Origin of the sequence: Streptomyces sp. SAJ15 (genome assembly GCF_007595705.1) — a bacterium.
Classification (GTDB): domain Bacteria; phylum Actinomycetota; class Actinomycetes; order Streptomycetales; family Streptomycetaceae; genus Streptomyces.
The window spans coordinates 163,888-176,698 of the sequence record NZ_NISY01000012.1; the positions used below are offsets into that span (position 1 = coordinate 163,888).

Genomic DNA, 12,811 nt, shown 5'->3' on the forward strand with positions numbered 1-12,811 from the left:
CCGTCCCTCGACCGCGTCCCGTACGCGTCAGCCGTGCCGGGCTGCCGTTCCTAGACCGCGCGGTCCAGGGCGTCGCGGATGATCCGCTCGCACAGCTCGTGGGTGAGCAGCGCGTCGCCGGCGTCCAGGACCTTGCCCGCGCGGACGGCGTCGAGGAAGCTCAGGACGATCTGCTCGACGCCGCGCTGACGGGCGACCGACACCCAGTCGCCGCGGCGGCGCACGGTCGGCTGCCCCTTGTGGTCGATGACCTCGGCGAGGTTGAGGACCTGCCGCTTGGTGTCCTTCCCGGCGACCTCCAGGATCTCCTCGTTGGAACCGCTCATCCGGTTCATCGTGCCCAGCGCGGTGAAGCCGTCGCCGGACAGCTGGAGCACGACGTGGTGCATCAGCCCGTCGCGGACGCGGGCGCGCACGTCGATGTGGTCGACGGGGCCGGGGACGAGGAAGCGCAGCGTGTCGACGACGTGGATGAAGTCGTCGAGGACCAGGGTGCGCGGGTCCTCGGGCAGGCCGACCCGGTTCTTCTGCATGAGGATCAGATCGCGCGGGTGCTCCTGGCACTGGGCGTAGCCGGGGGCGAAGCGCCGGTTGAAGCCGACCATGAGGCTCACCCCGCGCTCGCGCGCCGAGCGCACCAGCCGCTCGCTCTCCGCGAGCTCGTAGGCGAGCGGCTTGTCGACGTACGTCGCCACCCCGGCCTCGATCAGCCGGGACACGATCTGGGCGTGGGCGGCGGTCGGGGCGTGGACGAAGGCCGCGCCGAGGCCGGCCGCGATCAGCGTGTCGAGGTCGGTGTGGCGGTGGGCCTCGGGGATGCGGTAGGTGTCGCCGACCCGGTGCAGGGTCTGTGGGCTACGGGTCGTCAGGTGCGGCTCCAGCCCGGGCCGGGCAGCCAGCACCGGCAGGTACGCCTTCTGCGCGATGTCGCCCAGTCCGATGATGCCGACCTTCACGACGGTCTCCTCCGGTGTTGCGTGTCCGCGCGGATCGACCGGCGCGGGTGGGTGTCAGCGGGATGTGCCGGTGCGGCGCGCCACTCGCGTCGCCGGCGTCCCCGCAGGATACGTGGGGCCGGGCGGACTCCAGTCGGGGATCCCGTCCAGACCGCGCAGCGCCACGGCCGGGCCCAGCCGCCCGGCCAGGGCGACGGCGGCGGCGCGCAGGGCGACCGCGGGTGCGGCCGTGAGCATCGCCAGCCGGCCGACCCGGGCGGAGCGGCGCACCACGTCCATGGTGCGCGGGAGCCGATCGCGGGTGTAGGCGGGCAGCGCCGCGGACGGCGGCGCCGCTCCGTCGCCGAGGTGGTGGGCGAGGACGACGGCGTCTTCGACGGCCTGGTTGCCGCCTTGGCCGAGGTTGGGCGTCATGGGGTGGGCGGCGTCGCCGAGCAGCGCGGTGCGGCCCCGATGGTAGGCGGGCAGCGGGGTGGTCATGGACCGTACGTCGTGCCGGAGCACCGCCTGGGGTTCGACCGCGGCGAGGATGTCGGGGATGGGCTGGTGCCAGCCGCCGAACAGCCGCAGCAGTTCGGCCCGCTCGTCGTCGTGGGCGCGGGCCCGGGGCGGGGCGACGGCCGCGGCGTAGGCGTAGACGCGGCCGTCCTTCAGCGGCTGGCTGCCCCACAGTCGGCCGCGGCCCCAGGTCTCGTGCGGCGCGAAGGGCCGGGCGGGGGCGGGGACCACCATCCGCCAGGTGGTGAATCCGGCGTAGACGGGGCCGGGGTGGTCGGGGAAGAGGGCCCGGCGCACCGCGGAGTTGATGCCGTCCGCGCCCACCACCAGCTCGGCCTCCAGCTCGCCGTCGGCAGTGGTCACGCGGGCCGGTCGGTCCGCGGCACCCGGGTCGGCCAGCTGAGCGGCGATCCCGGTGCGGACGGCCCCGTCGGGCAGTCGGGCGGCGAGCAGGCCGGCGAGCGTGGCGCGGTGCAGCAGCACCAGGTCCCCGCCGAACCGGGCGGTGGCCGCCGCGCTGTCGGTGCGGGAGAGCCAGCGACCGCCGGGGGTGCGCACCCCTCCGGTGCCCTGCCAGGCGGCCAGCGCACGGACCTCGTCGCCGACGCCGATGGTGTCCAGGGCGCGCTGGGCGTTGGCGGCGAGCGAGATGCCGGCGCCGACCGGCTCCAGGGTGGCGGCGCGCTCCAGGACCGTGACCTGCCAGCCCTGGTGGTGTAGCGCGGCGGCCGCGGTGAGCCCTCCGATTCCGGCGCCGATGACGACGGCACGGGGCGTACCCATGATCCCTCCCGAGGAAAGAAAACTACAGGTGTAGTGACCGCGACGTTACTACAGCTGTAGTGCGGGCGATAGGTTGGGGCCATGAGCGCTGAACGAGAGGCCGGTCCGCACGGCGAAGCCACCGGGGCGGGAGCCCGTACGGACGGCAAGGCCCCCGGAGCGGAGCCCCGCACGCACGGCGAAGCCGCCGGGCCGGATGCCCGTACACACGCCGAAACCGGGGCGGAGGCCCGCCCCCACGACCGCCCCGCCGCGCCCCCGCCCGGCCGGGCGCGGACCGCATCCACCGCCCGCGAGGACGGCGCGCGGGCCGGATCCGCCGGCGGCCGGGCACGGGCGCAGGGCGGCTCCCGGGCCGACCTGATCGCCGACACCGCCATCGACCTGCTCGCCGCGACGGGGCTGCGCGGGCTGACCCACCGCGCGGTGGACGAGGCGGCCGGCCTGCCGCAGGGCTCCACCTCCAACCACGCACGCACCCGGGCCGCGCTGTTGGCCGCGGCGGTACGACGGCTGGCCGAGCGGGAGGCGCGCGTGCTGACCCCCGCGGAGCTGCCGGCACCGGACGGCGGCCTGCCCGCGGTCGTCGACGCGCTGGCACTGGCGCTCCACCGCTATCTGACGGACCATCGGCACTTGCTGGTCGCCCGGTACGAGCTGGCGCTGGAGGCCACCCGCAGACCTGAACTGAGGGAGATCTACGACGCCTCCGGGCGCGCCTTCCGGGAGCCGCTTCTGGAGCTGATGGCGGCGGCCGGCTCCAGCGCCCCGGAGCGCCATGTGCTGTCCCTGGTCGCCTGGTGCGACGGCATCATGTTCTCCTGCTCGGCGGGCGCCTACCACGCCGAGACGCCCACCCTGCGAGAACTCAGGGACGGCTTCGAGGAGTTGCTGCGCGGGATGCTGGGGCGCTGACGGGCGGTCCGCCCTTGGCCAACTGCCGTGCGCGGCGCGATATTTCCTGGCGTCGAGGGCGCGTGCCCGAGCAAGATGACCGCCATGACGACTACCGAACGACAGGTGCCGCCGCTCCTGGCCGACGAGCGCACCATGTTGGAGAGTTGGCTCGACTTCCACCGGCTGACCCTGGCCGCCAAGTGCGAGGGCCTCGACGACGCTCAGCTACGCGAGACCTCCGCGCCGCCCTCCGAGCTGTCGTTGCTCGGCCTCGTCCGCCATATGACGGACGTGGAGCGGCACTGGTTCCGCCGGGTGCTCGACGGGCAGGACGCCAAGCCGCTCTACTGGAGCGACGCGGACCAGGACGGCGACTTCCATCTGACCGAGGCGGACACCGTCGAGGCGGGATTCGCCGCCTGGCAGGCCGAGATCGCCGCCGCCCGCACGGTGGCCGACGGGCGCAGCCTCAACGACGTCGGGCACGGGCGATGGCGTGACCAGGAGTGCAGCCTGCGCTGGATCTACGTCCACATGATCGAGGAGTACGCGCGCCACAACGGCCACGCGGACCTGCTGCGCGAGCGCATCGACGGCTCCACCGGAGCCTGACCACACCCCAGACCCAGGCGATGACCCCGCCGAGGGCCGTCGTCACGGGGCCGTCGTCTCGGGCCGACCCGCAGCGGCCCCCGGGACGGACCCCGCGACGGCGGGCCCCTCACACTCAGCCCTGCGGCGGGGCGGCCTCTCCCCCGGCCTGGCGCCGGGAGGCGCCGCCGGCCGCCTCGCCCAGCCGCAGCGCCAGCCGCTCGATGGCCGACCGGACCCCCTCGCTGTACGGGTCTTCACCCAGTGCGTCGGAGGCTTGGCGGGCCATCGCCAACTGGCTGCCGGCCGCCTCCTCCTGGCCGAGCTTCACATAGTCCGCGGCGAGGTTGAGGTGGAGCGAGGGGTAGAAGGCGCGCACGGCCGGGGCCCCGGGGTGGCGCAGCGTCCGCTCGTCGGTGAGCGCGTCGGCGGCCGCCAGCGCCAGCAGGTCCCACATCAGCTCATCGGCGGGGTCGTCCTGGGTGTCGGCCATGTAGTGGGCGAGCGTGCAGCGGTGGAGCGGGTCGCCGTCCTCCCCGATCTCCTCCCACAGCAGGGCGAACCGGTTGCGCGCCTCCTCCCGGTCGCCGCCCCGGTGCAGCATGATCACCTGCCCGATCCGGGTCATCATGGCGTCGTCCGCCGCCTGGCCCCGCGCTTCGTCCATCACCGATCTCCCACCTGATCTCTCCCAGTCCGCCGGCCGGCGGTCGCACCGGCGCCGCCCGTGGTGCCGACACAGCCAGTCAGAGCGTCCCGGCCCCGTCCCGGGCGGCGCAGCGCCGCGCGGGGCCGGCGATGTCCCCCGGACGGCGGTCGGGGGACATCGCCGGGGTGGCTCAGGCGCCGATGTTCGGAATCCGCCAGTCGATGGGCTCGTGGCCCTGGGTCGCGATCGCGGCGTTGATCTGGGTGAAGGGGCGCGAGCCGAAGAACTTCTTGGCCGACAGCGGCGAGGGGTGCGCGCCCTTGACCACCACATGCCGCTCCTCGTCGATCAACGGCAGCTTCTTCTGGGCGTAGTTGCCCCACAGCACGAAGACCGCCGGGTCGGGGCGGGAGGCCACCGCGCGGATCACCGCGTCGGTGAACTTCTCCCAACCCTTGCCCTTGTGGGAGTTGGCCTCGCCGCCCCGCACCGTCAGCACCGCGTTGAGCAGCAGCACGCCCTGCACCGCCCACGGCATGAGGTAGCCGTTGTCGGGGACGGGGTGGCCGAGCTCCTCGTGCATCTCCTTGTAGATGTTGCGCAGCGAGGGCGGAGTCTTGACGCCCGGCCGCACCGAGAAGCACAGCCCGTGCCCCTGCCCCTCGCCGTGGTACGGGTCCTGCCCGAGGATGAGCACCTTGACCTGGTCGTACGGGGTGGCCTCCAGCGCGGCGAAGACCTGGTCCCGCGGCGGGTAGACCGGGCCCTTGGCACGCTCCTCCTCGACGAAGTCGGTCAGCTCCTTGAAGTAGGGCTTGTCCAGCTCCTCGCCGAGGACGGCCTGCCAGGACTCGGGCAGCGTGTAGGTCACTTGGGTGTTCCTCCGGTACGTACGGCTGTGATGGCTATGAACGTACCGGGGACCACTGACAACGCCTCCGCGAGGGGGCTCAGCCGGTGCCGGCGTTGAGGAAGATGCCCCCGTCGACCACCAGCGTCTGACCGGTGATCCAGGCGGCCTGGTCGGAGGTGAGGAACGCGGCGGCGCCGCCGATGTCCTCCGGCACCCCGAGCCGCCCCAGGGGGTAGGCCGCGGCCGCCTCCTCCTCCCGGCCCTCGTAGAGCGCCTGGGCGAATTTCGTCTTCACCACGGCCGGGGCGATGGCGTTGACCCGCACGCCGGGCGCGAACTCGTGCGCGAGCTGCACCGTCAGGTTGATCATCGCGGCCTTGCTGACCCCGTAGGCGCCGATGAAGGGTGAGGGGGAGAGTCCGGCCACGGAGGCTATGTTGACGATCGCCCCGCCGTGCTCGTGCTGCCACGCCCGCCAGGTCCGCTGGGCGAAGCCGAGCGCGGAGACCACGTTGGTCTCGAAGACCTTGCGGGCGACCGCCAGGTCGAGCTCCGCCAGCGGCCCGAAGACCGGATTGGTGCCGGCGTTGTTGACCAGGAAGTCGACCCGCCCGAACGCCTCCATGGCGCGCTCCACGGCGACCGCCTGGTGGGCCTCGTCGTGCGCCTTGCCGGCCACGCCGATCACGCGGTCCGCGCCGAGCCGCTCCACCGCCTCCTTCAGCGCCTCCTCGTTGCGGCCGGTGATGCACACCCGGTCGCCACGGGCCACCAGGGCCTCGGCGACCCCGTATCCGATGCCGCGGCTGGCGCCCGTGACGAGCGCGACCTTCCCGCTGTCCGCGCGGGCCGTCCCGCCGTCCTGCTGTGCCATCTGGGTTCCCCTCTTCGCTGCTGCCGGGTGGAGCGGGTCAGTCGAGCGGGCCGCCGGCCACGTACAGCACCTGGCCGGAGACGAAGCCGGCCGCGTCCCCGGTGAAGAAGGCGATGGCGTTGGCGATGTCCTCCGGCCGGCCGACGCGCTGCACCGGGATCTGGCTGGCGGCCGCGGCCTGGAAGTCCTCGAAGCCCATGCCGACCCGGGCCGCGGTGGCGGCGGTCATGTCGGTGGCGATGAAGCCCGGGGCGACCGCGTTGGCCGTGATGCCGAACTTGCCCAGCTCGATGGCGAGGGTCTTGGTGAAGCCCTGGAGGCCGGCCTTGGCGGCGGAGTAGTTGGCCTGCCCCCGGTTGCCCAGCGCCGAGCTGCTGGAGAGGTTGACGATGCGGCCGAAGCCCGCGTCCACCATGTGCTTCTGGCAGGCCCGGGCCATCAGGAAGGCGCCGCGCAGATGGACGTTGATCACGGTGTCCCAGTCGCTGTCGGCCATCTTGAACAGCAGGTTGTCGCGCAGCACGCCCGCGTTGTTGACCAGCACGGTGGGCGCGCCGAGCGTCTCGGCCACCCGCCCGACCGCGGCCTCCACCTGGGCCGCGTCGGAGACGTCCGCGCCGACCGCGATGGCCTTGCCGCCCACCGCGGTCACCTTCTCGACGGTCTCGGCGCAGGCCGCCGGGTCGAGGTCGAGGACGGCGACGGGGCGACCCTCCTGGGCCAGTCGTACGGCGGTGGCCGCGCCGATGCCACGGGCCCCGCCCGTCACGATGGCGACGCGCTGCTCGGTGGTGGACATGCGGGTTCTCCTCGCCTAGGTGTGTCGATCGCCTCGATGGCGGCTCACCGCCCGCGCCGTCCGGTGTGGGTGACCGGCCGGCGCGCAGGGGTGAGCAACCGCTTAGTCGCTTCAGCAGACGAGACGCTAGGACCCGCACCACGGCATGTCAACGCCCCACCGCATGACACTCCCGACAGACCGGCAGGTCAGCGCAGCGGCAGGGGTGTCGCCCCGGCCGCCGGGGCACCGGCCGGAGGCCCTCGGGTCACGGGGGGCGGCCGATCACGGGGAGGCCGCCCGGGCCACCGGAGGGAGCGGCCCGGGTCACCGGGAGGCGCCCGGGTCAGCGCACCAGCAGGTCCAGCAGCCGCTCGACCTCCGCCTCCGCGTCCGTGGTCAGCCCGGTGTGCACCGGCCCGGGCTGGACGATGGTGCTCCGCGGGGCCACCAGCCAGCGGAACCGCCGCCCGGCGTCGTCACCGGCCGCCTGCCCGGCGTGGACACCGCCACGGCACACGCCCTCGACGGCGTGCAGCGCGGCCCGGACCCCGGCCACGTCCACCGTGGGGTCCAGCGCCAGCAGCCTGGCCTCGTCCAGATGGGTCCGGGCGGCGACGAAGCCCGTCGCCCGGCAGTAGACGACGACGCCGGCGTTGATCTGTTCGCCGCGCTCGACCCGCGGGATCACGCGCAGCAACGCGTACTCGAAGACGTCTCGTCCGTTGTGCAGGCCGCTCACTTCACTGCCTTCCGGTGGGGCCAGGCGGTGAGCCACTCAGGCGCGCGCGAGGGGGTCTCCTGGGTCGGGGCGCCGACGGTGATGCGGTCGCCGATGGTCGCGGCGCGCTCCAGCAGCACCTCGACGTACGCGCGGCGCACGGCGTCCGGGCTGTCGAAGCCCGGCTCGTCGGCCAGCCACTCGTCGGGGACGTCGGCGGCGACCTCGGTGAGCAGTTCCTCGGTGATCCGCGGGGCCAGCTCCGCGGCCGCCGCCGCGACATCGGGGGCGAACGGCGCCAGCGCGTGGTCGGAGGCGTCGTACGGCTTGGCGGCGGCCGCCCGCGCGCCGCGCCAGCTGTGGTGCCAGATCATGGTCGCGCCGTGGTCGATGAGCCACAGCTGACCGTGCCAGACCAGCAGGTTCGGGTTGCGCCAGGAGCGGTCGACGTTGTTGATGAGCGCGTCGAACCACACCACGCGCCCGGCCTCCCCCGACCCCACCTCGAAGGCCAGCGGGTCGAAACCGAGCGAACCGGGCAGGTAGTCCATGCCGAGGTTCAGCCCGCCGCTCGCCTTCAGCAGCTCCTGCACCTCCTGGTCCGGCTCGGCGAGACCGATCACCGGGTCCAGCCGCATCCCGACCAGCTCCGGCACGCGCAGCCCCAGCCGGCGCGCGAGCTGCCCGCAGACGACCTCGGCGACCAGGGTCTTGCGCCCCTGCCCGGCGCCGATGAACTTCATAACGTAGGTCCCGAGATCGTCCGCCTCGACGATGCCAGGGAGCGAGCCACCCTCACGCAGGGGCGTGACATAGCGGGTTGCGGTGACTTCAGTCAACATTTTCCCCAGGCTATACGACTGGTCGACCTTGCAATCCACGCAACCCACGCACGGAGCACGAGAGCACGGCCGGAACACGAAGGCACGGCCGGAACACGGGATCGCGCGGGATCGCACAAACGGCGGCGACGGCTGAACACCCCTCCACCGGTGTGCGTATGGCTGGCTGAAAACGTCCCGGGAAACCCGGATCACCCGGGCATCTCAGCCAGGAAGGCAGCAGACCATGACTGACTCCCCCAGGATCGGACGGATCGCCACCCGCCGCGCCGTGGTCACCGCGGTGGGCGCGGCCGGGCTGGCCGCCGCGCTCACCGCCTGCGGCGACGACGGCGGGTCGGACGGCGGCGACTCCTACGGCGGCGGCACGGACACGACCCGGGAGACCGGCGGCGAACAGCCCGCGGCGAGCGGCGGCTCGACCGGCGGCGGGGGCGCCGAGCTGGCCAGGACGGGCGACATCCCCGAGGGCGGCGGGATGATCTTCAAAGACGAGAAGGTCGTGGTCACCCAGCCCACGGCGGGCGAGTTCAAGGCGTTCTCCGCGGTCTGCACCCACCAGGGGTGCGCCGTCGGCGATGTCTCCGGCGGGACGATCAACTGCCCCTGCCACAAGAGCAGTTTCGACATCGCGGACGGCAGTGTGAAGGGCGGCCCGGCGCCGCGACCGCTGCCGGAGGCGCGGATCACCGTGAAGGGCGAGAGCATCACCCTGGCCTGACCCATCACCTCGGCCTGCCCTATCGCCTTGACCTGACCCATCGCCTTGGCCTGACCCATCGCCTTGGCGTGATCATCGCCTTGGCCTGATCCGCGCGGTCTCATGGGCGTCCGGCCGGCGCCGCCAACAGGCGCTGATCCGCGCCGCCGTGGTGACGGTGGCCACCAGCGCCAGCGTGTGTCGGACCATCGCCGGGGTGTAGTCGACCGGCACCCCGGCGATGGCGTCCCGCGGGACGACGGCGGTGTAGCCGAGGTTGACCGCGTCGAAGACGGTGTTGGGGATCGCGACGTTGGCCGACACCCCGGCGACGACCAGGGTGCGACAGCCGAGATTGCGCAGCAGCGCGTCCACCTCGGTGCCGGCCAGCGGCGACAGGCCGTGCAGCCGGCGCACCACGAGGTCGGCGTCGGCGACCCGCAGCGGCGGGGCGACCTCGACCGCCGCCGTGTCGATGAGCTGCTGAACCGGCAATCGGGCGGCGGCGCGGAACAGCCGGGCGTTGCGACTGGCGCCGCGGCCGTCGGGGCGCCGTTCGGCCACCGCGTGCACGACCTGGACCCCCGCCCGGTGCGCCGCCGCGACCAGTTGGGCGACCCGGTCCAGCGCCCCGGAGTCGCGGGCCGCGGCGGCGAGTTCGGGCAGCGCGCCGTCCGGGCCGACGACGCCGCGCTGGCACTCCACGGTGAGCAGCGCGCAGCTCTCCGGGGCGAGCAACGCGGCGAGCGATTCCGGTGCGGCGGGATCCATCCGGCCTCCCCTGCGACGTCCCGGCGCGGAGGCTAGCCGCCGTTGCGCCCACCCGGAAGAGCGGAGACGATAGATAACTGACAGGTCGTCAGATGTCAGCCGCGCCCCGCCCGGGGTGGGCGTCCGGCGGCCGGCGAGCGGGAGGTGTCGGGACCGTGACCACGACCCAGCGGCGGGGTCGCCGCGCCATGATGACGCCCCAGGAGATCGACGCCTTCCTCGGCGGACAGCGCACCTGTCGGGTGGCGACCTCGGGCCCCGACGGGCGGCCGCACCTCTCGCCCCTGTGGTTCGTCTGGGACGGCACCGCGCTGTGGCTCTACTCCCTCGTGCGCAGCCGCCGCTGGGCCGACCTGCGTCGCGACCCGCGCGTCGCCGTGCTCGTCGACGACGGCGAGGAGTACGGGGAGCTGCGCGGCGCCGAGCTCAGCGGCCTCGCGCGACGGGTGGGAGAGGCCCCACGGGTCGGCGCGCCCTGCCTGGAGCTCGACACCCCCGAGCGGCTGTTCGCCCGTAAGTACTTCGGCGGCGACACGATGCCGCACGACGGCCGCCACGCCTGGCTGCGGCTGACCCCCGACGCCATCGCCTCCTGGGACTTCCGCAAGCTCCCGCGCCGCCTACGGCCGTGACCCGCCGCCGGGCCCGATCCACTCTCCCCGCACCGATCCGACGACCTCGCACCGATCCGCCGGTCCCGAGCCGATCCGCCGACCTCGCACCGATCGGCCCGGGCCCCCAGCCGGTCCGCCGACCCGATACCGATCCGCCGACTCCGAGCCGGCCCCCTTATCCCGCGATCCGCTCCCCCGTCGCCCGCAGCACGTCCACCGCGGCCCGGATCGAGGGGCGGCGGTCGGCGTCCGCCCGCCAGATCGCGTAGATGTGGCGGCGCATGGTCTGGTGGCGCACCGGCACCACCCGCACGCCCTCGGGGACCGGGCCGCGGCCCAGCCGGGGCGCGACGGCGACGCCGAGTCCGGCGGCGATCAGCGCCATCTGCGTGGGGTGTTCCTCGGCGGTGTGGCTGATGCGCGGCTCGATGCCCTTGCCGCGCAGGGTGAACATCAGCCAGTCGTAACAGAACCCGTTCGGCCAGGAGATCCAGTCGTCCTGGGCGAACTCCTCCAGGTCGACCTCGGGCCGGTCGGCCAGCGGATGGTCCGCGGGCATGGCCACGTCCGCGGGGTCGTCCAGCAGTGCCGCCTTGACCAGGCCGCCGGGCATCGGCAGCGGCTTGTTGTACCAGTCCAGGACGACCGCGACGTCGATGTCGCCGCGCACCACGGCGGTCACGGCGGCGTCGGGCTCCATCTCCTGCAGCCGGACCCGCAGCTGGGGGTGGTCGGCGCGCACCGTCTTCAGCGTCTCCGGCAGCAGGCCGCGGGCCGCGGTGGGGAAGGCGCCGAGTATCAGCTCGCCGACCGCCTGGCCGCGCTGCGCCTCCAGATCCGACTGAGCGAGCTCGACCTGGGAGAGAATGCGCGCGGCATGGTCGGCGAGCAGCCGCCCTGCGTCGGTGAGCCGCACCCCTCTGCCGTTCTTGGCGAGAAGCTGCTGGCCGGTCTCCCGCTCCAGCTTGGACAACTGCTGGGATACGGCGGAGGTGGTCACATGGAGCCCCTCGGCCGCACCGCTCACGGAGCCGTGGCGGGCCACGGCGTGGAGGGTCCGTAGGCGATCCAGGTTCATCATGTAAGAAATGCTACGCGATAACTGGTATCGATTCTCGCTTGTTCTAAGACATTCCCACCGCAAGGATGGATGTCATGAGCACCGCGACCGCCCCAGGGACCACAGCAGCCCCCACCTCCACCTCTGCCCCCTCTGCCCCCTCTGCCCCCTATTCCACGGGTTCCGACTCCTCCGTCTCCCTCGCGGCTCCGGCCCCTCCGGTCGCTCCCACTCCCGGGCGCCGCCCCCGCCTCGACTGGCGGATCCGCTTCGGGGTGCTCGCCCTGATCTGGGGATTCAGCTTTCTGTTCATCAAGGTGGGCACCGAGGCGTTCGCGCCGCTGTACGTGACGCTGGGGCGGATGGTGTTCGGCACCGCCGTGCTCGCCGTGGTGCTGGTGGCGAAGCGGGAGCGGCTGCCGCGCGGGGCGCGCACCTGGGCGCACCTGGCCGTCGCCGCCTTCTTCCTGAACGCACTGCCCTTCTCGCTCTTCGCCTACGCCGAGCTGACGATCTCCTCGACGCTCGCGGGCATCTGCAACGCCACCTCGCCGCTGTGGGGCATGGTGCTGGCCGTGATCGCGGTCTCCGAGGACCGCCCGACCCGACGCCGGGTGGCCGGTCTCGGGCTCGGCTTCGTCGGGGTACTGATCGTGCTCGGCGCCTGGCAGGGCTTCTCCGGGCAGGACCCGGCGGGCACCGTCATGGCGCTGATCGCCTCGCTCAGCTACGCGGTGGGCTGGCTGTACGTGCGCCGCACGCTGACCGGCACCGGCGGCTCGAACCTGGCGATGTCCGGCGCCCAGCTGATGCTCGGCACCGCGCAGCTCGCCGTCGTCGCCCCGCTGTTCGCCGCGGAGCCGGACTCCTTCCCGCTGCTGCCGCTGCTGTCCGTGGTCGCCCTCGGCGCGCTCGGCACCGGCCTCGCCTTCCTCCTCCAGTACGGGCTGGTCGCGGAGGTCGGCCCGACCACCGCGATGATGGTCACCTACTTCATCCCGGTCATCGCCACCACCGCCGGCGTGGCCCTCCTCGGCGAGCACCTCAGCTGGAACACCCCGGTCGGCGCGCTGATCGTGTTGGCGGGCGCCGCGCTGACCCAGACCCGCCCCCGGGCCAAGGCCCTGCGGGTGGCCGACGAGACCGCCTGAGTCCGCCCGGCGCCCCGCCTCATCGGCCGGGGCGCCGGGCCCCGCGCGCCTCGACCGAAGAGCCCGTCGGGCG

At 73.6% G+C, this 12,811-nt stretch carries 15 protein-coding genes; 5 read left to right on the forward strand and 10 right to left on the reverse strand.

Going from position 1 to position 12,811, the window contains the following annotated elements:
• Positions 1-50: 50 nt before the first annotated feature.
• On the reverse strand, positions 51-956 hold the full coding sequence (locus CD790_RS26145; protein ID WP_144385801.1) for a Gfo/Idh/MocA family protein: 906 nt from the start codon (positions 954-956) through the stop codon (positions 51-53).
• 54 nt (positions 957-1,010) lie between these two features.
• A complete protein-coding gene (locus CD790_RS26150; RefSeq protein ID WP_144385802.1) occupies positions 1,011-2,237 on the reverse strand; it encodes an FAD-dependent monooxygenase in 1,227 nt (408 codons plus the stop codon).
• Positions 2,238-2,597: 360 nt separating this feature from the next.
• On the opposite strand from CD790_RS26150, the gene CD790_RS26155 reads away from it, so the two are divergent.
• Both CD790_RS26155 and CD790_RS26160 read left to right on the forward strand, forming a co-directional pair.
• Positions 2,598-3,152 (forward strand): TetR/AcrR family transcriptional regulator, encoded by a 555-nt coding sequence (locus CD790_RS26155; protein WP_144385849.1) that lies wholly within the window; start codon positions 2,598-2,600, stop codon positions 3,150-3,152.
• Positions 3,153-3,236: 84 nt separating this feature from the next.
• On the forward strand, positions 3,237-3,746 hold the full coding sequence (locus tag CD790_RS26160; protein WP_144385803.1) for a DinB family protein: 510 nt from the start codon (positions 3,237-3,239) through the stop codon (positions 3,744-3,746).
• Between the two features lie 115 nt (positions 3,747-3,861).
• On the opposite strand, the gene CD790_RS26165 is transcribed toward CD790_RS26160, so the two are convergent.
• The 6 genes from CD790_RS26165 to CD790_RS26190 all read right to left on the reverse strand — a co-directional run bounded on the left by CD790_RS26165 (position 3,862) and on the right by CD790_RS26190 (position 8,442).
• A complete protein-coding gene (locus tag CD790_RS26165; protein ID WP_144385804.1) occupies positions 3,862-4,392 on the reverse strand; it encodes a hypothetical protein in 531 nt (176 codons plus the stop codon).
• Between the two features lie 172 nt (positions 4,393-4,564).
• Positions 4,565-5,245, reverse strand: coding sequence for a uracil-DNA glycosylase (locus CD790_RS26170; protein ID WP_144385805.1), 681 nt, complete (start codon positions 5,243-5,245; stop codon positions 4,565-4,567).
• A 79-nt stretch (positions 5,246-5,324) separates the two neighbouring features.
• Positions 5,325-6,101, reverse strand: coding sequence for an SDR family oxidoreductase (locus tag CD790_RS26175; protein ID WP_144385806.1), 777 nt, complete (start codon positions 6,099-6,101; stop codon positions 5,325-5,327).
• A 37-nt stretch (positions 6,102-6,138) separates the two neighbouring features.
• Complete coding sequence (gene fabG, locus CD790_RS26180) at positions 6,139-6,900, reverse strand: 3-oxoacyl-ACP reductase FabG (RefSeq protein WP_144385807.1); 762 nt, start codon at positions 6,898-6,900, stop codon at positions 6,139-6,141.
• A 325-nt stretch (positions 6,901-7,225) separates the two neighbouring features.
• Entirely contained in the window at positions 7,226-7,621 is a 396-nt protein-coding gene (locus tag CD790_RS26185) for a DUF3037 domain-containing protein (RefSeq protein WP_144385808.1), read from the reverse strand.
• On the reverse strand, positions 7,618-8,442 hold the full coding sequence (locus CD790_RS26190) for a HipA family kinase (protein WP_144385809.1): 825 nt from the start codon (positions 8,440-8,442) through the stop codon (positions 7,618-7,620). Before CD790_RS26190 ends, CD790_RS26185 begins: the two co-directional genes overlap by 4 nt.
• Positions 8,443-8,668: 226 nt before the next feature.
• Here CD790_RS26190 and CD790_RS26195 point away from each other — a divergent pair, with 226 nt between their 5' ends.
• Positions 8,669-9,163, forward strand: a complete 495-nt coding sequence (locus tag CD790_RS26195; protein WP_144385810.1) for a Rieske (2Fe-2S) protein — start codon at positions 8,669-8,671, stop codon at positions 9,161-9,163.
• A 72-nt stretch (positions 9,164-9,235) separates the two neighbouring features.
• Here the strand turns inward: CD790_RS26195 and CD790_RS26200 are convergent, their stop codons facing one another.
• Positions 9,236-9,913 carry a cysteine hydrolase gene (locus tag CD790_RS26200; protein ID WP_144385811.1) on the reverse strand — a complete coding sequence of 226 codons (678 nt, stop codon included), beginning with the start codon at positions 9,911-9,913 and terminating at the stop codon, positions 9,236-9,238.
• A 155-nt stretch (positions 9,914-10,068) separates the two neighbouring features.
• Between CD790_RS26200 and CD790_RS26205 the strand changes: the two genes are divergently transcribed.
• Positions 10,069-10,545: a pyridoxamine 5'-phosphate oxidase family protein gene (locus tag CD790_RS26205; protein ID WP_144385812.1), complete on the forward strand. Its 477-nt coding sequence runs from the start codon at positions 10,069-10,071 to the stop codon at positions 10,543-10,545.
• A gap of 157 nt (positions 10,546-10,702) precedes the next feature.
• Here the strand turns inward: CD790_RS26205 and CD790_RS26210 are convergent, their stop codons facing one another.
• Positions 10,703-11,608, reverse strand: coding sequence for a LysR family transcriptional regulator (locus CD790_RS26210; RefSeq protein ID WP_144385813.1), 906 nt, complete (start codon positions 11,606-11,608; stop codon positions 10,703-10,705).
• Positions 11,609-11,682: 74 nt separating this feature from the next.
• On the opposite strand from CD790_RS26210, the gene CD790_RS26215 reads away from it, so the two are divergent.
• Positions 11,683-12,738 (forward strand): DMT family transporter, encoded by a 1,056-nt coding sequence (locus CD790_RS26215; protein WP_144385814.1) that lies wholly within the window; start codon positions 11,683-11,685, stop codon positions 12,736-12,738.
• Positions 12,739-12,811: the final 73 nt, after the last annotated feature.

Coding starts and splice junctions, on each gene's coding strand:
- CD790_RS26150 (WP_144385802.1), bottom strand. CDS start 2,237: ATGGGTACGCCCCGTGCCGTCGTCATCGGCGCCGGAATCGGAGGGCTC.
- CD790_RS26215 (WP_144385814.1), top strand. CDS start 11,683: ATGAGCACCGCGACCGCCCCAGGGACCACAGCAGCCCCCACCTCCACC.
- CD790_RS26165 (WP_144385804.1), bottom strand. CDS start 4,392: ATGGACGAAGCGCGGGGCCAGGCGGCGGACGACGCCATGATGACCCGG.
- CD790_RS26210 (WP_144385813.1), bottom strand. CDS start 11,608: ATGATGAACCTGGATCGCCTACGGACCCTCCACGCCGTGGCCCGCCAC.
- CD790_RS26190 (WP_144385809.1), bottom strand. CDS start 8,442: ATGTTGACTGAAGTCACCGCAACCCGCTATGTCACGCCCCTGCGTGAG.
- CD790_RS26200 (WP_144385811.1), bottom strand. CDS start 9,913: ATGGATCCCGCCGCACCGGAATCGCTCGCCGCGTTGCTCGCCCCGGAG.
- CD790_RS26160 (WP_144385803.1), top strand. CDS start 3,237: ATGACGACTACCGAACGACAGGTGCCGCCGCTCCTGGCCGACGAGCGC.
- CD790_RS26195 (WP_144385810.1), top strand. CDS start 8,669: ATGACTGACTCCCCCAGGATCGGACGGATCGCCACCCGCCGCGCCGTG.
- CD790_RS26175 (WP_144385806.1), bottom strand. CDS start 6,101: ATGGCACAGCAGGACGGCGGGACGGCCCGCGCGGACAGCGGGAAGGTC.
- fabG (WP_144385807.1), bottom strand. CDS start 6,900: ATGTCCACCACCGAGCAGCGCGTCGCCATCGTGACGGGCGGGGCCCGT.